Consider the following 20,877-nt stretch of genomic DNA (forward strand, 5'->3'; position numbering starts at 1 on the left):
TCACCGTACTGCTTTTACACTGAAGCAGTACGGTCTTATCCCCCACTTTTTTCACTCCTTTTGAGGTAACTCCATTGCACACGCTTTTTAAACAAATTCTTACCTCACGGGTTTATGAAGCCGCCGTTGAAACCAGCCTGGATAAGGCAGAAGCCCTCTCCCTACAGACCGGTAACACCATCCTTTTAAAGCGGGAGGATCAGCAACCGGTTTTTTCCTTTAAGCTGAGAGGAGCCTACAACAAGCTCTCCCACCTCACCGCTGAAGAGAAGAAAAAAGGTGTCATCACAGCAAGTGCCGGCAACCACGCACAGGGAGTTGCATTTTCAGCAAAACGACTTGGCATAAATGCCCTTATCGTGATGCCGGCCACAACACCTGCTATCAAAATCGAGGCAGTGGAACGAATGGGTGGAACGGTTGAACTCTTTGGCAACAACTACTCTGAAGCAGCAGAACATGCAGAAAAGTTGAGAAAAAAAACAGGTATGATCACAGTCCATCCCTTTGATGACCCGCTCGTTATTGCTGGCCAGGGTACTATTGGCGATGAATTGTTGCGGCAGAACCCAGGGCAACTTGACGCTATCTTCCTACCTGTGGGTGGTGGCGGTCTTATTGCGGGAGTAGCGCTCTACATTAAGACACTCCGCCCGGAAATAGAAATCATCGGGGTTGAACCCATCGACAGTAGCGCCATGCACGACTCCCTTGCCAGTGGCGATCGTGTTCTACTTAAAACCGTGGGCATCTTTGCTGATGGTGTGGCAGTCCGTCAGGTCGGCTCCCTCAACTTTGATATTTGTCGCAAATATGTGGACCGGGTAATTAAAGTCAGCACCGATGAGTTGTGCAGTGGCATGAAGGCGATCTACCAGGCAACACGCTCCATTGTTGAGCCTGCAGGTGGCCTCGGTATGGCTGGGATTCTCAAATACATCAAAGAAGAAGAGTGCACGGGAAAAACGCTCATCGCCATTAATTCCGGGGCCAACATGAATTTTGAACGCCTCCGCTATGTCGCTGAGAGGACGCTTATTGGCGAACATCAGGAAGCACTATTTGCCGTAAAAATCCCTGAACTCCCAGGTAGCCTCAAAGCCTTCTGTACCGATTTGGTTGGAGAACGCAACATCACCGAATTCAACTATCGACTATCCAGCAGGAGCGCTGCACACATCTTTGTCGGCATCTCTGTTCGAAACAGTAACGAACGCACTGAATTTGCCCGACAACTCACAACTGCGGGCTACGAAAACCAGGACATCACGGACAATGATCTCGCCAAAACCCATATTCGTTATATGGTCGGGGGCAAATCCGACGTGGTGAATAATGAACGACTGTTCCGCTTCTGGTTTCCTGAAACTCCCGGTGCTCTCACCCGCTTCTTAGAAGCGACCAAGGGCAATCATAACATCTCCCTTTTCCACTATCGCTCCCAGGGTGGTGACTTTGGCCGGGTGCTCATTGGCCTAGAGTGCCCCGAGGGAATAGACAAGAATCTTGAAGATAGACTGGACTCCCTCGGCTACCGCTACAGGGAGGAAACTGATAACCCTGTCTACAAACTTTTTCTGTAACGTCCCTGCTCCGTCAACGAGATAGCTTGCCTAATGAAAGGCAGGCAAACTGACATCATCGGACATGGATGAAACAACTATCGTTTGTCCTCTCAGCCCAGCGAAGAGAACATCAACTTTTCCCAAAGCCATCAAATATGATACACTTTATTTAGCTCGCCCAAATAAAAGGGCTAAATGCCGGAGCTTACGATGAAATTAACTCAGCCAAACGACTGTTATTATTACTAATATTATGTTACACAGGGTGATCTATATTTTGATAAACAATGTTTAATTCATATTGTTTGCTGTACAAAAATTTCAATTAGACCAACGAATTCTACGTTTTCTGGACATTCATCATGACATCTTCACCCACTCCGACTACTCAACAACTACTTGATCGAATAAACGAACTGGAGCAGCAGCTACAGCAAACCAGAAAAGACAAGCAGTTCGAGACAACCGACTCCCACTCACAAATCACGAGTGAACTGCAAGACCGACTCACCTTTATACAAACACTTTTTGATACTATTCCAAATCCGGTTTTTTACAAAAACACCAAAGGAATCTATCTCGGCTGTAACCAATCTTTTGCTGATCTGATTTTGGGTATCAGCCCCCAAGAACTCATTGGCTCGTCCCTATACGACCTCCCTGACGCAATCCCAAAGAAGCTCGCAGATATTTACTACCAGCAGGATCAAAAACTTTTCAACTCCCCCGGTATCCAGGTCTATGAGACTAAAGTACAGTGTACTGACAAAATTTTGAGAGATTTCATTTTCTACAAATCGACCTACGTAGATCATGAAGGTGAAGTAGCCGGATTACTTGGCTTGATGCTTGATATCACCGATCGAAAGAATATTCAAAAGAACCTCGAGGAAAGCGAAGAAAAATATCGATCAATGATGGAATCCATGACCGACGCAGTATATATATGCAGCCCTGATTTAACCATTGAATATATGAACCCTAAAATGGTTGAGCAAATTGGTTACGACGCCACTGGGCGTTTGTGCCATGAGACACTGCATAATTTAGAAGTCAGATGCCCCTGGTGTGCCTTCCCCAGAGTAAATAACGGTGAAACATTGGAGCAGGAAGTGCAAAGCAAGCATGACGGCCGCACCTATTTAGTAACTAATTCACCTATACATCATCTGGATGGCTCAGTATCAAAAATGACCATCTACAGAGACATCAGTAATCGAAAACAGATGGAGACCGAACTACTACTTGCCAAAAAAATTGAATCAACGGGCATTTTCGCTGGTGGCATAGCCCACGACTACAACAATTTGCTTTTGACGATTTTAGGTAATCTCCTTATGCTCAAGCAGTCCACTGCTCTCCCCCCTGATTCTCACGCTTCATCACTTATAGTTGAAGCTGAAGATGCAGTAAAAACAGCTTCACAGTTAACAAAGCGTCTTCTCGCGTTTACCCATGGGGAAGCATTGACCTTTGAAAAAAAATCAATCAACAGCTGTATTGAAAAAGTGTTAGAGCGCTTCCCTACTGGCAAAAAATTCCCTGTAGAGATTACTTTTCAACCCAATCTCAAACCTGTATACATAGATGAAGGCCTTTTCACAATAGTAGTCCGATCAATAGTGGACAATGCGAAGGAGTCAATGGCACATGGAGGTCCCATCACCATTACAGTCTCCAATATAGATATAGGTGAAACGTCTCCACTATATGGAAAGAGATTAATTGAAAAGGTTGGTGATTATATCGAGATTAACATCAAAGATAAGGGGGAAGGTATAGCTAAAGAAGTCCTAGCAAAGGTATTTGACCCCTATTTTTCTACCAAAAAACGTGGCGCCCAAAAGGGCCTAGGCCTTGGTCTCACCACAAGCTACTCGATTACCAGGAAACATTCAGGCCATATAATAATTGATCAAGAAGAAGGTTTTAGCACCGTAGTTACTATCTATCTACCAACATGGAACCCACACTCCATATCTGACCACCCTACTGTCACCCCTAACTTAAAGACATAACTTCCTGTCTAAAAAATCATCCACATTCAACCAACTACTCATGTAATCGCCCGATCAAATGACCCGATCGACATTGCAGGTTTATTCTCTGAGCAACTGGCAACTCATAGGTAGTGTTACTACAGCCGCAAGGCTAACACCTATAAACGGGATAAGTACCTTGTGAATTACTCGAAACAATTTACCTCAACTCAGTTTTCTCGGAGTCTACGCTACCTGTTTTGTATGACAGGTTTTCCTGAGTAAGGTACTAAGTATGGAATTGTTCTGTTTTCGATAGTTGAGGGGTGTTCTTTTTGGTAGGTGTAACCCATTTTCTCATAGAATCCTCTCACATTGGGGTCTGCCAATATACCGATCTCAGTGAGTAAGTCAGCTGTCATCAAACAATATAGTTTGACGTGTTCTACTAATCATCCCCGCTTTCAATGCCCTTCCGCGCAATGGAGCAACTTAGAGTGTAACATGCTCCAAAAAGACACAGGAAGAATCTAAAGTCTGAGGGTGAGGCATAACTGCTTACCTTCGGCTTGGCAATGCTAAGCACGAAGATCAACTGCTGAAATTATGTGATTTTAGGAAATCTCTGTTCTACAGTTACTCCATTTTGGCACAATTCAATTGGAATAGACGGTTCTACCCTTTCAAGAAGAAGTTCAGCCACAAAAACATACAAATCGGTTTACATTGGTGATGTGCATATTCAACATTCTCCTGCACCTTGTGGTTGCGTCCTACAATTTTCCTGGGAATTTTTTGGTCAATCACAGATAGAAAATCAGAGTCAAATTCTTGATCATGCCAGGGTTTGATTAAGCGGGAGTAATATTTAGTCTAATCAGAAAAACGATAGATATAGAATTCTACTAGAGACTCCAATACCGGGGTTCCGTAGGGAGTGTCAATATTATTCTCTGTTTTAAAATAGATTGCTTCTATATCTATTCAACCAACACTCTTTGCACATTTGCCACTTACAGACTTATGTTTAATCGTCATCAAGTTTTGTAATTTCGAATATATTCTCCATGGAGCGACAAAGAATCGATAACGAATTGTATGTTGCGTCGCTATCAGAAGCCTATCCTTTTAACGTATTTCCAAAACTGGTTATACGTATGCTAATTTCTAACATGTATCAACACTTTACAATTCACATCCCTTACACGTCTTTGGGGTTGATAATATCAAACAAAAGATGTAGTGTAGGCGCCAAAAAACATAATAAAACCATGCTAATACAACTATGTACTATTTTGTAACAAATCTCGGAGAGGAGAATCCATGACAAACAAAGCGAAAGAAACTACCGATGCAAAAACAGGCGATAGAGTTGGCCTTGAAAATACCAGCAGGCGTAAGGCTGTAAAAACTATCGTTGGTGGCGTTACTGCACTTGCTGCATACAATATGATGCCTGCAAAATGGGGAACCCCAATTATAGAACAGGTATTCTTGCCAGCTCATGCTGCAACCAGCGGTGGATCAATCATAAATAATCTTGCAGTAGAATACAGATTAGGTGATTCAACTACTAAAAATATCACGGTAAAAGTTAGCGGGTTTGTTAACCCAGCAACTGCTGGAGTGCCTGTAAAAATCGTACTCACACCGTCTAAATCTTAATTAAATGCATGATAAGAATTTTTATATAATGGAGAAGATGAAATGGCTGATAGCACGACAGTAGTAGTAACAACGAACGAACAAGGATACTTTGAAGCCTTCGTTGAGGTAGGTGGAGGTCCGGGAATAACAAGTGTGGCAACCAATGTTACTGCGGGAGATGGCGCAGGTGGACCTGCAAGTGAAGCAGTTGCCTCCGAATCTCGTCCGAGCAGTACAAGTAGTAATAGCAATTCGAGCAGTACCAGCAGTACAACTACTGTAGACGTAACGGGTAGTTGGCGTTTTAGTGATTCTGACAGAACTACCGGTACTATAACTTTTAATGCGAACGGAACTTGGACTTCGCGTATCGACGATGGTACAAGTCCAAGCGGTACCTATTCTGTTTCTGGAAATACGATTGATATTTACGCCAATAATAGCACTGCAGATGAAAACTATGATTTGATAGGGGCCACAATTAGTGATGATGGAAATACAATTACACAGCTTGACCCTAGCGACAACTATAGTGCGACGATGACACGGTAATAACCTGAATTCGGCATCGAAATAAAACGTCTTACTCTTGATTAAGGCTGAGTACGTGGTTTTCCAGACTTGTGAGAACCCCAATAAACTTTAACTATTGTACAGAAATAAAGGATTATGATACTCGTGATGACCAGAAAGGCCCTGCAATAATGAAGGCAGCTGCAGTCACCTTGGAACGTGCAAAGTAGTACTAGAGTTTTTTTGAGTATAAACTCAACAGTCGATACCACCACTTAATTTGAGCAGGATGCCTCCACAACAGACAACGGAGGCATCCGAGAGCCGTCAGCTCTCCATAGTACACGCCTAGCCACCATTTCGACGGTAAGAAAGTAGTCAACAATATCTGAGACAGTGGTTTTCCCTCCGCCTGCAGTTCTTTGCGCCTTTTCCGTGGCCAACCATTAAACGGTAACGGTTCCATGCGGCGCTTGCGAGCCTTCGAAGAAATAAAACTCTCAGGAATACTCTCGAAGTTCCACGGAGAGATATGATGCAGCAACGGCAACGTTTTTTCTGTCAACGGGAAGCGCTCCCGAATCAGATGCCAACCCAAGGTGTGGAAATATTTTTCCGTAAAACTGATGATATCAGCAGCGTTGATCAGCTTGTATGGCTCGTATGTCAACGGCGTGCGAAAGGCGTGTTGATATAGATAGTCTAGGGTTTCCTCGTCACTGAAGGTCATAGCGTCGAAATTTGCAACACTGATTTTTCTTCCCGTCCTCAGCAAATACTCGAAATCAACTTCAGGGTAATGCGGCGGACAGTTCGGATACAGTCCACGATGCAGTTCGATACATATCGTCACATTTTCAATTGTTTTATGCAAAGACGGTAAATGAAAATGATCCGATGCTATCGGAGCAGCAGACTGTATAAAACCGACACTCCTCAGCACTCCCTGGGCCTCATCCACTTCCGATGGTCGAAAGAGTATGTCCATATCGCGCATAGGCCGAAGTCCGGGATCGGAATAGAGAGTACAACAGAGGGCTGCGCCTTTAATGAGCATCGGGGTCAGTCTGTGTTGCTGAAACAAGTCCAGTATCTCTTCCATTACCTGCAATCGCACAGCAGCATGTCGCTGGTGCCGTTTATAAAGGACACTTAGACTCCTGCGGACCGAAGGCGGAATGTCAGCTTCTGATTCCAGCAGATGTTTCCGTAGCAATGGTGCCATACCTTCACGCTCAGAACACTCAAGCAACCCCTGCCAATCATCAAAACCACGACAATACTCCCGCAGTATCTGGTGTTGTATTTCGTGCCCTTCAATCCTGGCGCAGACCTCAAGGATCGGATACCGTTTCATGCAAACTGCTCCGACTTCTGGCTGAAGATGTCCCGCAGGTCATCAAATGAACGGTAGCAGAGAGTGAACGACCGGCATTTTTTGACTATAGAGGCCATTTCAGAGACACCATGCCCCTGCAGGTTTCGTGCATTGACATGAGAACGGAGCAGATAAAGGCTACTTTTGGCCGGTGAGATTTCCTTTAAGCCGGGTTGAGCATCAGGTGCATATTGCGGAAAAATGATATCGCTGGCCTTCGGCTGTCTGGGCTTAAAGTTATTGTTCAGTAACCGATGAGGAATCATGGAACCAGAATCGCTTGTGATAATGCCATCATGCTCCTCTGTCAGTAACCATGATTTATGCGATGGGCCGACCTTCAGGCTGATTGGTCTTGTTATCGGTAGCACCTGCGCGTCCTCATCCAGGAAAACGAGTTCATCCGTCAGATACTGGAATCCGTTCATAATCAGCCAACTGCAAAGTGTGCTTTTACCATTACCGCTCTGACCCGGTAGGATAATACACCTGTTATCTCGATAGACAGCACCGGCATGCAAGGCATGGTGGCTTGTATTAGTATTGATACAACAAAAGAAGACCTCATTCATCAGAATGTAAGCCAACTGATACCGAGAAGTACCAAAATAGAGCCGCTTGTCACCTTCCCACAGAGACAACATCGGGATCGGTCCAGATGAAATGATATCATATTGTTTTATGGAAGTTGCTGCCATCGACCCTGGAAAGTCCAGAAACAGAAACTCAGCTATGCCATAAGCATCATCATTGTTGCAACGCATTTCAAATGTATGATCGCCGAATCCAATCAGGTAGACTCTAGGATTGCCATTCATCTGCAAACTCAATCACACCGTTTGTTTGAAGTGTTTCCAGAGCGGACACAACATCGTCTCCTATTTGCTTTTTCTGGTTTGGATAAACCTCTTTAAGATAACTGATCATCTGACCGGTAGTCATGTTCTCTTTACATAACAACCAGACGGCATATGCTGCATCATTGAGGTAAACTGCCTGAGTCCCTGCTTCGCTATAGAGAAGGGTCTCGCCATCAAAGTTTTCTACTGTAAATGATCGATTTACTATCGGTTTCTGATAATCTTCCATACTTATGTCACGTCATAGAGTTGTTTACATTTGTCGGAGTAATAATTCACTCGATTTCAATACAATTATCTCAGGTAATGTTCCGTACAGATTGGTGATTACGACCCATGCAATGTGACACTACCTATAAAGCATCATCATACCTCAGGCCACGGGAGAGAGACACAATGAGATCCACTAAGAATCTAAAATATTTAGAAACCTGCACGTTCACCACAATCCTAGTATATTCAGGTGTAAATGTCAGCTCAAATTCGGCCAAAAACCTGACTTGTAATTGCGCCACTGTCTCGCTAGTGAACGACTAATATTACTTTGGTCTGGGGCCTTGAGGCTGGCAGGAAAAATTTCTTGAGGAGCAGCTTTAAACGGATGAACACCTTACTACTGCGAATCTGCAGTGACACAAGTTATCGCAATGGTACAAGCTATCAATGGCAATGATAACCATTTAAGTAAAACCGCAACTAAGGACTATTCCTGTTTCTGCGAAACGACTCGACGGATAAGCTTTAATATTGTCAGGCAGCATACAATACAACACAGCAGAATCGATCAACCGCTAATAGTAAAAACTGTCTGACTTTATTGTCTGCCTGCATCAGCATAACCTTGACCACCACCTACTTCTTGTTCTGCTTGGTTCCGGTATGGGTAAAAGAACCGGCAATCATACGATAGTGGCCATCCTTATCCACACCTATGGGCTTACCACATTTACAAAACACCTTGTGGCCGACGACATCGGCCTTATACCATTTGGTAATCCTCTCCTTATGGCAACGCACCACATGGCCATGGCCACGTTTTTCATACTTCCACAGCTTCGTTCTGCAGGCGGCACAAAGAATCGTCAGCATAATTACTTCAGAAAAAATGGTTCTCGACCACCGGTAAGAATCTCAGCGCCGTCTGCTGTTACCAGGATGGTGTGCTCAAACTGAGCGCTTCTAAAGAGATCTGTTGTGACCGCAGTCCACTTATCACTCCAAAAGCGACACTCGGCACCTCCAGCGTTAATCATCGGTTCGATGGTAAAGGTCATACCTTCTTCGATCACCTTCTTATTACCCGCTTCATAGAAATGAGCAACATATGGGGCCATATGAAAATATTGGCCAATTCCGTGGCCGGTGAACTCACGAACGACACTAAAACCATTGTCTGTGGCGTGTCGCTCAATAACCTTACCAATCGCATTAAAGAACACGCCGGGCTTCACCACATCGATACCTTTCATCAAACATTCCCAGGTTACCTGAACGAGTTTTTTAGAGGCCTCATCAACGGAACCTACAAAGACAGTCTCGGAGCAATCTCCATGCATCCCATCAACATAAATTGTTACATCACAGTTGATGATATCTCCGTCCACAAGAGTTCTTGCATCGGGTATTCCATGGACCACTACTTCATTGACTGAGGTGCAGATCGATTTAGGAAACCCCATATAATTAAGTGGGCTGGGATAAGCTCCTAACTCAATGGTCCTGGCATGGGCTACCTTATCAAGCTCATCTGTTGTGATACCAGCTCTCACTTGACTCAAAACGGTATCAAGGACATCCCGTGCTATCCTGCCGGCATTACGCATCAGGTCAATTTGGTTTTGATCTGTTTTTTTGCAAGAAAGTTTTTTCGTGGTGGGCTTTCCAGTTACAGCATACTCAGGCCGACCTATGGATTCAGGTACTTCGAGCGTCGGACTAATTCTGCCTGCAAGAACTGTTGGGTTCTTCATCTTTTGAGCAGTACCAGGAGGTGAAGTCTCACCTCTTTCATCTGAGAGGAGGTGACATTTTTTATATTTTTTACCACTGTTACACCAGCAGAGATCATTTCTTCCAAGTAATTTCATGATAGCCAACGGACCTTTTAATTCGCGTAATTTTCAACTTACGTTTTTGTTAATATATAGTGTAGCCGAGTATCTTTTTCAGTTAAGGCCACCTTGAACAATTGGTCCTTCGCCCAACTTCATCGTTGCGCTCAGAACTTTATCTTCCGAAAAGCAGAGACTTCGAGATATCAATTATATGCCAGTGGTAAAATTCTTCACACGTCTTGAATTTGAACAAATCACCTAATTTTTCAGGGTACCCTTAAGAACATATTTTGCATTCTACTCCTCTCTCAGTCGCATCTCTAGTAGAAAAGAGACACCTCAGGTCTCTTTATACGAAAAATCAGCATAAATTAGAAATAGGAGAATACCAGATGTCGCCTTACTATCGCTATAGCCCCAAAGATCCCCCCTCTTAAACTGCAAGAGACCAATGAACTCTTTCCCTTATCATGTAAAAGACCTATAATAGTTGCTTGGTAAAAATTTGAAGGAGAATAGGACACCATCCCCACAGCCCAGACAACGTTTCGCTATTTCTCCAATAAAAAGGATCCATTAATTCACCTGACAGCACGAGGAACCAACCAGTCTATTTATTATGGCACTTATAAAACGATCAGAATTTGAAACATCTCTTAAGGAAAGCACTCCCCTGCCCCTGCCCCAGGTCTTTCTCTTTTTTGGTGAAAGATACCTTTGCCAGACTGCAGCGGATAACCTCCAGGAACGTATATTAAAAGACGCCCCAGGTGCTCTTCATACTATCGATGGAGATCAGGAAGACCCAGGCCAAAGTCTTGCCCGGCTTATGAGTTTTAGCCTGCTACCAGGAAGACAGATCTACCGGGTGAATGACAGTCGTATTTTCCATAGTAAAACTGTTATCTCTAAAATATGGGACAAGGCTCTCCAAAGTTTTACTAACGGCAAGCATAATCCAGCCAAAAGACATCTCCAGGCAATGGTGCAGGCCGTAAATCTCAAGGTTGACAGTCCTGAAACCTTGTCTCAAATCCCCGGTCCTGAATGGAAGAAAATTTTTGGCTTTGAAAAACCGGGCGGCGACCTATCATGGGCCGATTCGGCTCTGTTTCAATCAAGGGATGAGATTAAAGCCAGTAGTGCAGATATTGTTGACCAATATGTCACCGCCCTCGATAAGGGTTTTCCTGGAGGCAACATCCTCATTCTCATAGCTGAAACTGTGGATAAGAGACAAAAACTTTTCACGTATCTTAAAAAAAACGAAACCATCGTTGACTGCTCAGTCGCAGTTGGAGCTTCCAACGCCGCACAGGGAGAGCAGAAGCAGGTACTTAAAGAAATGATGATGCAAACCGTTGCGGGCTTTGATAAGAAAATCGACCCAAGGGCAGTGGATGCTTTTTTTGAAAGGGTCGGCTTTCATCCGGTGGCGGTTGCAACGGAAACAGAAAAACTCGTCCACTATGTAGGGGATCGTCCCAATATTAGTCTTGAAGACCTTGCAGCTATGGTCGGTCGAAGCAGGGAAGACGCTCTCTACGAGCTGACAGACGCCTTTTCCAAAAGACAATTGGGTAAAACCCTTACCCTCCTCAGCAGACTTCAGGAACAGGGGGTACATGGCCTTGCAATCCTCGCAACAATGAGAAATTTCATACGTAAACTTCTTATATACAGATCCTTGCAGATGGCTTCGTCCCCTCCCTGGCATAAGGGAATGAGTGCCAAGGATTTTCAGGGCAATTACCTCCCTGCATTAAAGTCAACAGGCGAGTGGGATGACGTCCTGGGTGGGCACCCCTACGCTTTATATATGAGCTTCACAAAGGCTTTTGAATACTCATGCCCAATCCTCAAACGCTGGCTATCCATGCTACTTTCCGCCGAATTTAACCTAAAAGGATCATCCATCCCGCCGCACCTTGTACTGGAGGAACTCTTTATTTCGATGCTCAAAGGAAGTCCAAGGCTTCCAATCTAAATATGATTTGTGATATATTGAAATAAGAGATTTCATAACTATGTTAATGAAAACTATTATTGATAAGCTTTCTTAAGGGCTTTCATAAAGTAAAAAAAGATACCGTTAAACCATGACCGATACACATAATGACCAAGAAGGATCAGTAGTCACAGAACATATTCTGGAAATAAAGGAGCCGCAGTTATACAAAGTATTACTGCATAACGATGACTACACAACAATGGAATTTGTAATTTCCATATTGGAAACAATTTTTCACAAGACTGCTAATGACGCGGCCCAAATCATGCTTAACGTCCACAATGAGGGAGTAGGAATCGCAGGCGTGTACACCAAAGAAATTTGCGAGACTAAAATTTCAGTTGTACATCAGCTTGCGAAAAAAAACGAGTTTCCCCTACGCTGCTCCATGGAAACTGTTTAAACGGTGAAGGCGTTGCTTTCACGCAAATACACGCTGATAATATGCTGAGTAAATCACTTGAAAAATCACTGATACTGGCGATAAGAGAAGCTAAGAATCATAATCATGAGTACGTCACGGTAGAGCATATGCTCTACGGTCTTCTCCATGACGACCTCACGAGTTTTATTATAGAGGAATGCGGTGGATCCATCGATACACTCAAAGAACAGCTGGAAAAGTTCTTTGTCCGTGAAATTCCTAAACTCTCTTCAACTGGAGTCGGAGAGCCGGCACAAACAATTGCTTTTAACAGGGTGCTTCAAAGAGCCGTGGCCCATGTGCAGAGTTGTGGTAAACAGCAGGTAGATAGTGGTGACGTACTCGTTGCTATATTTGCAGAAGACGAATCCCACGCTGTGTATTTTCTTACAGCAATAGGAATCGGCAAAGTCGGTGTTGTCAATTTTATATCCCATGAACTTCCTGCTGAAGGACTGCAAAAAGAGCCCTTTGATTCTCCTCCTGAGTCTCCAAGCCCTAATCCTCACCAGGGGAATACGAAAGACGCGAAAGCTCTTGATGAGTTCACTGTTAATCTCACCCTTCAAGCGGGCAAGGGAAAACTAGATCCGCTTATTGGACGTGATATTGAGCTTGAACGCATCATGCAGGTACTGTGCAGACGAAAGAAAAACAATCCGCTGCTTGTTGGAGAACCTGGTGTCGGTAAGACTGCAATGGCCGAGGGGTTAGCGCTTCGTATCCATGAAGATAAGGTCGCTCGGAAAAATGGTCACAACCCCCGGGTACCTGACCTTCTTGAGAATATCGACATCCATCTCCTCGATATGGGAACACTGGTTGCCGGCACTAAATATCGTGGAGATTTTGAAAAACGCCTCAAATCTGTAGTCTCTGCTATTGAAAAGAAAGATAATGCCATCCTCTTTATCGATGAGATGCATACAATCGTGGGCGCTGGTGCTACAAGTGGTGGCTCAATGGACGCCTCAAATCTATTAAAGCCTGCTCTTCAGGCTGGTGTACTCCGCTGCATGGGCTCAACTACCTACAGCGAGTATAAGAATCAGATTGAAAAAGATCGCGCCCTTTCAAGACGTTTTCAGAAGATTGACATTGAAGAGCCATCGGTAAACGATACCAAGCTCATATTGAAGGGCCTACAGCCCAAATACGAAGAGCATCACAACGTCCGATATTCACAGAACTCTATCAAGGCCATGGCGGAGCTATCGGACAGGTATATCAACGAGAAATTCCTGCCAGATAAGGCCATTGATGTAATGGACGAGGTTGGCTCTCTATTTCGCCTTGAAGGGCGGCAAGGCTCCATGGTCAAGATCGGCGATATCGAAAAGGTTATCTCGCGGATCGCCAGAATCCCTGCTAAGAGCAGTAGCAGTTCTGAGGTGACCCAACTCAAGGAACTTGAGAATAATCTCAAAAATGTAGTTTTCGGTCAGGATGAGGCCATTATTGCCCTCTCAACCGCGGTTAAGCGCTCAAGAGCTGGCCTTGGAAACCCTGACTCACCCACAGGTAGTTTTATTTTTGCGGGGCCCACAGGGGTCGGTAAAACAGAAGTTGCAAAGCAGCTGGCAAACGTACTCGGTATTCATTTTGAACGATTTGATATGAGTGAGTACATGGAAAAACATGCTGTTGCGCGCCTCATTGGCTCCCCTCCCGGCTATGTCGGGTTTGACCAGGGCGGTCTTTTAACCGAGTCCATTCGAAAACACCCATATTCAGTGCTGCTTTTAGATGAGATTGAGAAAGCACATCAGGATATTTTTTCTATCCTCCTCCAGGTGATGGATCACTCAACCCTTACTGATAACTCCGGTCGTAAAGCCGATTTCAGAAATGTTATTATCATCATGACCACCAATGCAGGTGCCCGTGAAATGGCGACCAAGAGCATTGGCTTTGTAACTGATAATAAGGGAAAAGACAAAACAGCCATAGATAAGTTGTTTGCCCCTGAGTTCAGGAATCGTCTTGACGCCACGGTCTCTTTCTCCTCACTTGATCAAGAGGCAACAGAAAAAGTTGTTGATAAACTGATCACAGAGTTGGAAGCGCAACTGGCTGAAAAACGCGTTTCAATTAAGCTCACCTCTGCTGCGAGAAAATATCTGGCAAAAGAAGGTTACGATCCTGACTACGGAGCACGACCTCTTCGTAGACTCATCATGAAAGAGATTGGAGACACTCTCACTGAAGAAATCCTATTTGGCCAATTGGTCAAAGGTGGCGAAGCACTGGTTGATAGAAAAAAAGACAAGCTGGTTTATAGCTACACCAAATAAAATCTTTCCTTCATACTCAAACAGCAACCGCAAACCGGTAGATATTACTGGTTTGCGGTTTTTTTTGTACTGACCACTGTCATTCTAACAGTTCAGTAAATCGGTTCTCGACAACACCGTAAGAGTTCTATTTCTTCCCTCTCTACACTGACATGGTTAAGTATCTAGACCTATGTATCTTTACAACCGTATCAAAAAACAGTAAAAAGATGACATTATAGTATTTCCCATGTTTATCTCTGCGGTTCCATAGTCAGACCTCTGCTATCATCCAACCGTTACATACTATCTGAGTTGAACACATTGAAAACGAACCTTGTTCTCATGATTCAGTACATTTTCATGGGCTACCATCGCACACTGAAAATAATCACGCACAAAAAACACAACAGAAAACCACGTTAACCCATACTAACTGAAGAGAGACGTAGAATTACAATGCCCCAGTTTCGAGATAAAATTCACTCCATCAGATTTAAACTGATCGCAAGCCTTATTGTTGTCTCCCTCTTTGTTTGTTCTATCTCTATTCTGGTTGGTGGGAACATGCTGTTTCGTTCCGTTGTCAATGAAGCCAATCACCGTATCCAACAAGACCTCAATGTCGCACGGGTTATATACGATGATCGAATCAATGCAATTCGCCTGGCGCTTAAAATCACAGCATCCATCCCCAACAATGACAGAGAAACCACAAGCACGAGTCTGCCTCGTACAGGAGAAATTGATGAATTGGCCAAACAGCTACAGCTCGATTTTCTTGGAATGTCAGACGCCAGTGGACAACTCCTCTATCAATACGACCAACAGAGTAGTTTAAACGTCGGCAAGATGAGTCAAAACCCATTGATCACAGCTGTTCTCAGTACCCTGCAACCCATCTCAGGTACCGTCGTTTTAGACAGTGAGCAGCTGCGCTTTGAAAACCCATCTCTGCGCACCCGAAATGATATGCCTGCACTGGCCATTGGGGTGGCAATACCAATATTTTCCAACAACAGTATTACGGGTATCCTATACGGAGGGTTTCTCCTCAATGAAGACACCAACATAGTCGACAAAATTGGTGAAACAGTCTTTAAAAATGAGACCTATAAAGGCCGGAACATGGGTACCGCTACGATATTCTATAAGGACGTAAGAATAGCAACCAGTGTCAAGAAACCCAACGGGGAAAGAGCATTAGGCACTTTGGCATCAGCAGAAGTTACCCAGCATGTGCTACAAAAGGGTGAAAAATGGACCAACAGAGCACAGGTGTTGGACGACTGGTATATTGCCGCCTATGAACCTTTAATTGATATTACAGGCAAACGTGCAGGTATGCTCTATGTTGGAATACTGGAAGCTCAATACCTCGATATCCGCAAAAAGGCCTTTACAATTTTTGCAGGTATCAGCATGGTTGGGGTACTCATTGCTATTATTCTGGGATGGCTTTTTACCGGTAGGATCATGCAACCGGTCACCCATCTTATAAGGGCCAGTTCTGAGATCTCTGATGGAAATTTTTCTCCAGATATCGGTCCGATTTCTAAAGACGATATAGGTCGTCTGCAAAAGAAATTCCTCAAGATGGCCGGGGCCTTAAAAGACAAGGAACAACGCCATAAAGACGAACATGAGACCCGACTGCTTCAATCAGAAAAGCAGGCAAGTGTTGGTAAACTCGCCGCTGGAGTCGCCCATGAGATCAACAATCCTCTCACCGCTGTTCTAACGTTCACCCATCTCATTCTCCGAAGAGATGACCTGCCTGCTGAGGTTCTAAAAGATTTAGAAATAGTCAAAACTCAAACGGAGCGGGTCAGGCAAATTGTCAAAAGTTTACTCGATTTTTCCAGGCAGACAGTCATCAAAACCGAACCTACAGACATAGACAGGCTTATCAAAGACTGTGTCGGCCTGCTGAAGAACCAGGCACTCATCAAAGATGTAAACCTCTCTTTTGAGCGAAGCAAAGACCTTCCATCCCTTATCCTTGATAGAAACCAGCTCCAAAGTGCCTTTATAAACATTATCATTAATGGATTAGACGCTACCCCCCCAGGTGGACACATAGTCATTAAGACAATGCAAGCTGACAATGAAGGTGAGAGCGGAGTTGAGATAAGAATTTCAGATACCGGAACAGGCATTTCAGAAGAGAATTTAGACCAGCTCTTCGATCCATTTTTTACCACGAAAGAGGTAGGCAAAGGCACTGGACTTGGACTGGCTGTGACTGCCGGAATCATCGAACGTCACGGCGGAACCATCAAGGTATGGACACAAGAGGGCGAGGGAACAACATTCACTATCTGGATGCCCCGTCGAGTAAGTGGTGCTTCTTCAGCCTTACCGCCCCCAGCAAGAGGATCCTGATCATGAAAATACTGATAGTTGATGACGACGCAATTGTAGTTCAAAGCTGCGTACGCATTCTGGAAATGGAAGGAATTGAAACTCAGGTTGCACACACAGTTGAAGATGGAGAAAAGTTACTCAATGCGGTGGGAGCAGCGTTCCCATTTGCACTCATTCTAACAGACGTCAAAATGCCAGGGCAAGATGGATTTGAAATGATCAGGCGAGCCCGAAAGATACGACCGGACATCCCAATACTTATGATGACCGGCTACCTAACCAATAAAACAATGGAAAAAGGTCGCCGCTATGGAGCGGACAACTATATTGCAAAACCATTTACACCGGATGAACTCGTTGATGCCGTGCAAAAAACGACAGTTCAAAAGAGAGGAGGAACCAAAAAATGATCCAATCAATGCTGATTATTGATGATGACACAGCAGTGTTAGCATCCTGCCAGCGAATCTTCACCGAAGAAGGTTTTAAGGTAACCACCACCACAAACCCTGCAGAAGGTATTAACCTGGCAACAGAGAACAAGTACACCGTTATTCTTTGCGACTGGCATATGCCAGAACTCGATGGAATGGACGTTGTAACAAAACTTGAGACTGGTGCACCGGAGTCTGCAATCGTAATGATTAGCGGTTACCCTTCTGTTGGTCGAGCCACAGAGGCCATGCAGCGTGGAGTTATGGACTACCTCCCAAAACCCTTCACTCCTGAAGAGATTGGGGAAGCAGTACAAAAAGCAGTAGCCGCCAAAGTCACCCAGGAAAAAAAGGCCCTTGGGCGTTTTGAGAAAGTACTTGGCAAGTTTCCAACCCAGCAGCCCCTTGATGATAAGGCGCCAAAAAATATAGCAGAAACAGTCGCAGAAACCGTTGGCGTATCAAAGGCAACCTCTCCCTGGCTCTCACTATTTGTTCTTGGTATTATGGCTGGGGCCTATGTTGCTTTTGGCGGACTATTTGCCACCTCTGTCACCTTTGACCTTCCCCCGGAAATGGGCATTGCCTTTAAAAAGCTCATTGCGGGTGGGGCATTTAGTATTGGACTCATGCTTGTCATCATTGCAGGTGCAGAACTATTCACCGGTAATACCCTGATGATCTCAAGTATCATTACCGGACGTATTACCTGGAAAAATACACTAAGCAGATGGACAGTGGTCTACTTTGCAAATTTTGTCGGCTCAATCATAGTGGCTCTCCTTTTCTACTATTCCGGTCTTTGGAAAACGGGCGGCGATGCGCTCGCCGTTGCAGCGGTAAAAACTGCATATGGAAAGGTTCACCTTAGTTTTGCAGAAGCCCTTATCCGTGCCATAGGTTGTAACTGGATGGTCTGTCTGGCTGTCTGGATGGCACTTTCTGCACGTCAAACTATCGGTAAAATATTTGCTATATTCTTTCCAATCATGGGTTTTGTAGCAATCGGTTTTGAGCATTGTGTCGCTAACATGTACTTTATTCCGGTTGGTATTTTCCTCACACAGTATGCGGGTATCGCACCAGAAGGAATGGATGTCAGTTCGATTACCTGGAGCGCCTTTGTCATCAACAACCTTGTGCCAGTTACAATTGGTAACATAATTGGCGGAACGGTATTTGTTGGGCTTGGCTACTGGGGCGCTTACATCAGACCCTCAAAATAAGTCACATTTACTTTTTTGGATTGCACTTACCGCATAATCGTACACGGTAAGTGCAATCCACCTTTCAATTATTCTTCTCAATTACCCCAATAGAGCTGTAATTCGCTGGGATATATATAATTCCTAGCTTTTTTCACAAATATCGCAAATAGTACGTAAGGCTGACGGCTTCTTAAAAGTCACATCCACTCACGTCAGCCATCGTTGCAACGGAAAAATTACCCTCATTTTTTATAAGGAACCGACCATGGATGACTGTATTTTTTGTAAAATTATTGCAGGGGAAATCCCCGCCCAGAAACTGTATGAAGATGACGACGTCCTTGCCTTCTGGGACATTTCTCCCCAGGCACCTAAACACTTTCTCGTCATCCCCAAAAAACATATTAAAGGCCCCTCGTCGGTGACTAAGGAAGATGAGCAACTGATTGGCAAGCTCATTCGTGTAGGTGGCGATCTCGCACGAGAACATGGCGTCGGAGATGATTACCGGATCATTTTCAATAATGGTGCAAAATCAGGACAGGTTGTCTTCCATATCCATATGCACATTCTTGGTGGTAAGGGAAAACCCTGGCCAATCTGATTTGTGTCGATCTATTACCCCAAATTCTCCCAATTTCGTCGTTGGCCCCAAATTGTATTCTTTAAAATACCTTGAATATTCCGAGGATACAATTTTGAACAAAACGAAAAGATTAGGCGAAAAGACACTTTTGCAAGCGGCTCTAGTGTCACAATTTTATTACACAAGCTCGGCTCTTTAGTACGTAACAAGACAAAAACTTATGACTACCACATTTCAGGGCCTCATCAATAGACTCATCAACTCCCTGCCCTCCACGATAGATGGTCAGTCAATCTCTTTTTTGCTTGGACTCGTTGCGATAATTGGCGCTGTTACCACAATTTTCTTATTTGCTAAGGTTTCAAACCAAAAGAGGGAGATACGGCGGCAAAACCTCGCCCACAAGCAAATTCAGGATAAGGTAGACGAACTCTCGCAAAGGATTAATGAGCAATCCATTCGAGAAGCAAAATTGACGACTCTCTTGCAAAATGAACGCAAGCATACAGAGGATAAACTTCGCCTGCTGGAACAGGCTCGAAATGAGCTGAAATTACAGTTTGAAAATCTTGCAGGACGTATTTTCGAAGAAAAAAGTTCCAAGTTCACCGAACTCAACAGTGAACGGCTTGATTCCATACTCCAACCTTTTAATAAAGAGTTACTGTCCCTTCGTAAAGAAATCAACACAATCTACCAAAGTGACAGCCGAGAACGCCTCAGTCTTAAAAATGAAATTGACAACCTACGTGATCTCAATCAACAGATCAATCAGGAGGCAATCAACCTCACCAACGCCCTAAAAAATGACACCAAGGCCCAGGGAAACTGGGGAGAACTTGTACTAGAGCAGGTATTACAACGTTCCGGCCTAAGACTCGGATTTGAATATGATACCCAGCAAGGTTTTCGTACCCATAACAATCATCTGCAAAAGCCAGATGTCATTATCCACCTTCCTGAAAACAGGGATATAATAATCGATTCCAAGGTCTCACTTGTTCACTGGGAAAGATATATGAACAGTGAGTCCGACGATGAGAAATCACAACACCTCAAACAACAGGTTAAGGCTGTCCACGACCACATTAACACCCTTAGCTCCAAGGACTACCCAGGCCTCTCCCAAATACACTCTCTGGACTTTGTTTTAATGTTTATGCCAATCGAGGCGGCCTTTGCAACTGTATGCCAGAGTGACCTGACCTTACTTGAAACAGCACTTAAGAAAAATATCATGGTTGTCACCCCTACGACCCTGCTAGCCACCCTCCGAACTGTAGAGAACATCTGGAAATTTGAGCAACAGAGCAAAAGTTCGGTGGAAATTGCAAGACGCGCTGGCCTTATGTACGATAAATTCCGTGGCTTTGTTGAGGAAATTGAAAAAATTGGGAAACAACTCAACAACTGCAGAACCAGCTATGACAGTGCCCTGTTAAAATTAACCCAGGGCCGTGGAAATCTGGTCTCCCAGGCAGAACAGTTACGAGAGCTCGGAGTGCAGGTCAAAAAAGAGTTACCAAAGAGCATCACTGATCTAAGCGACCATAATCTAAAGAATTAAAGTTACTTTGA

General features: G+C 44.2%; 17 protein-coding genes. 12 read left to right on the plus strand and 5 right to left on the minus strand.

What is annotated here, in order from left to right; all coding sequences use genetic code 11:
* Positions 1-74 precede the first annotated feature (74 nt).
* The 4 genes from ilvA to ACX6CI_RS15850 all read left to right on the plus strand — a co-directional run bounded on the left by ilvA (position 75) and on the right by ACX6CI_RS15850 (position 5,743).
* Positions 75-1,583, plus strand: coding sequence for a threonine ammonia-lyase, biosynthetic (gene ilvA, locus ACX6CI_RS15835; protein ID WP_458774619.1), 1,509 nt, complete (start codon positions 75-77; stop codon positions 1,581-1,583).
* Positions 1,584-1,927: 344 nt separating this feature from the next.
* A complete protein-coding gene (locus ACX6CI_RS15840; RefSeq protein WP_458774620.1) occupies positions 1,928-3,583 on the plus strand; it encodes a PAS domain-containing sensor histidine kinase in 1,656 nt (551 codons plus the stop codon).
* 1,284 nt (positions 3,584-4,867) lie between these two features.
* A complete protein-coding gene (locus ACX6CI_RS15845) occupies positions 4,868-5,209 on the plus strand; it encodes a hypothetical protein (protein ID WP_458774621.1) in 342 nt (113 codons plus the stop codon).
* A gap of 42 nt (positions 5,210-5,251) precedes the next feature.
* On the plus strand, positions 5,252-5,743 hold the full coding sequence (locus tag ACX6CI_RS15850; protein ID WP_458774622.1) for a hypothetical protein: 492 nt from the start codon (positions 5,252-5,254) through the stop codon (positions 5,741-5,743).
* 193 nt (positions 5,744-5,936) lie between these two features.
* On the opposite strand, the gene ACX6CI_RS15855 is transcribed toward ACX6CI_RS15850, so the two are convergent.
* The 5 genes from ACX6CI_RS15855 to map form a co-directional block, all read right to left on the minus strand.
* Complete coding sequence (locus ACX6CI_RS15855) at positions 5,937-7,061, minus strand: nucleotidyltransferase family protein (protein ID WP_458774623.1); 1,125 nt, start codon at positions 7,059-7,061, stop codon at positions 5,937-5,939.
* The gene (locus ACX6CI_RS15860; protein WP_458774624.1) at positions 7,058-7,900 is read right to left on the minus strand and encodes a hypothetical protein; all 843 of its coding nucleotides are present in this window, start codon (positions 7,898-7,900) and stop codon (positions 7,058-7,060) included. Before ACX6CI_RS15860 ends, ACX6CI_RS15855 begins: the two co-directional genes overlap by 4 nt.
* Entirely contained in the window at positions 7,884-8,171 is a 288-nt protein-coding gene (locus ACX6CI_RS15865) for a PqqD family protein (protein WP_458774625.1), read from the minus strand. The genes ACX6CI_RS15860 and ACX6CI_RS15865 overlap by 17 nt, the downstream gene beginning before the upstream one ends.
* Before the next feature lie 623 nt (positions 8,172-8,794).
* The gene (locus tag ACX6CI_RS15870) at positions 8,795-9,031 is read right to left on the minus strand and encodes a hypothetical protein (protein ID WP_458774626.1); all 237 of its coding nucleotides are present in this window, start codon (positions 9,029-9,031) and stop codon (positions 8,795-8,797) included.
* 2 nt (positions 9,032-9,033) lie between these two features.
* Positions 9,034-10,029, minus strand: a complete 996-nt coding sequence (map, locus tag ACX6CI_RS15875; RefSeq protein WP_458774627.1) for a type I methionyl aminopeptidase — start codon at positions 10,027-10,029, stop codon at positions 9,034-9,036.
* A gap of 586 nt (positions 10,030-10,615) precedes the next feature.
* Between map and holA the strand changes: the two genes are divergently transcribed.
* The 8 genes from holA (at position 10,616) to ACX6CI_RS15915 (ending at position 20,866) form a co-directional block, all read left to right on the plus strand.
* Positions 10,616-11,983, plus strand: coding sequence for a DNA polymerase III subunit delta (gene holA / locus ACX6CI_RS15880; protein ID WP_458774628.1), 1,368 nt, complete (start codon positions 10,616-10,618; stop codon positions 11,981-11,983).
* Between the two features lie 112 nt (positions 11,984-12,095).
* Positions 12,096-12,410: an ATP-dependent Clp protease adapter ClpS gene (clpS, locus tag ACX6CI_RS15885; RefSeq protein WP_458774629.1), complete on the plus strand. Its 315-nt coding sequence runs from the start codon at positions 12,096-12,098 to the stop codon at positions 12,408-12,410.
* A 41-nt stretch (positions 12,411-12,451) separates the two neighbouring features.
* Positions 12,452-14,725 (plus strand): ATP-dependent Clp protease ATP-binding subunit ClpA, encoded by a 2,274-nt coding sequence (gene clpA / locus ACX6CI_RS15890; RefSeq protein ID WP_458774630.1) that lies wholly within the window; start codon positions 12,452-12,454, stop codon positions 14,723-14,725.
* Between the two features lie 438 nt (positions 14,726-15,163).
* Entirely contained in the window at positions 15,164-17,089 is a 1,926-nt protein-coding gene (locus ACX6CI_RS15895; RefSeq protein ID WP_458774631.1) for a cache domain-containing protein, read from the plus strand.
* Between the two features lie 2 nt (positions 17,090-17,091).
* Positions 17,092-17,481 (plus strand): response regulator, encoded by a 390-nt coding sequence (locus ACX6CI_RS15900; protein WP_458774632.1) that lies wholly within the window; start codon positions 17,092-17,094, stop codon positions 17,479-17,481.
* A complete protein-coding gene (locus tag ACX6CI_RS15905; RefSeq protein ID WP_458774633.1) occupies positions 17,478-18,731 on the plus strand; it encodes a formate/nitrite family transporter in 1,254 nt (417 codons plus the stop codon). Before ACX6CI_RS15900 ends, ACX6CI_RS15905 begins: the two co-directional genes overlap by 4 nt.
* Before the next feature lie 247 nt (positions 18,732-18,978).
* The gene (locus tag ACX6CI_RS15910) at positions 18,979-19,317 is read left to right on the plus strand and encodes a histidine triad nucleotide-binding protein (protein WP_458774634.1); all 339 of its coding nucleotides are present in this window, start codon (positions 18,979-18,981) and stop codon (positions 19,315-19,317) included.
* Between the two features lie 202 nt (positions 19,318-19,519).
* On the plus strand, positions 19,520-20,866 hold the full coding sequence (locus ACX6CI_RS15915) for a DNA recombination protein RmuC (RefSeq protein ID WP_458774635.1): 1,347 nt from the start codon (positions 19,520-19,522) through the stop codon (positions 20,864-20,866).
* Positions 20,867-20,877 lie beyond the last annotated feature (11 nt).

The sequence above is a fragment of the Desulforhopalus glucosivorans genome, from assembly GCF_054397165.1.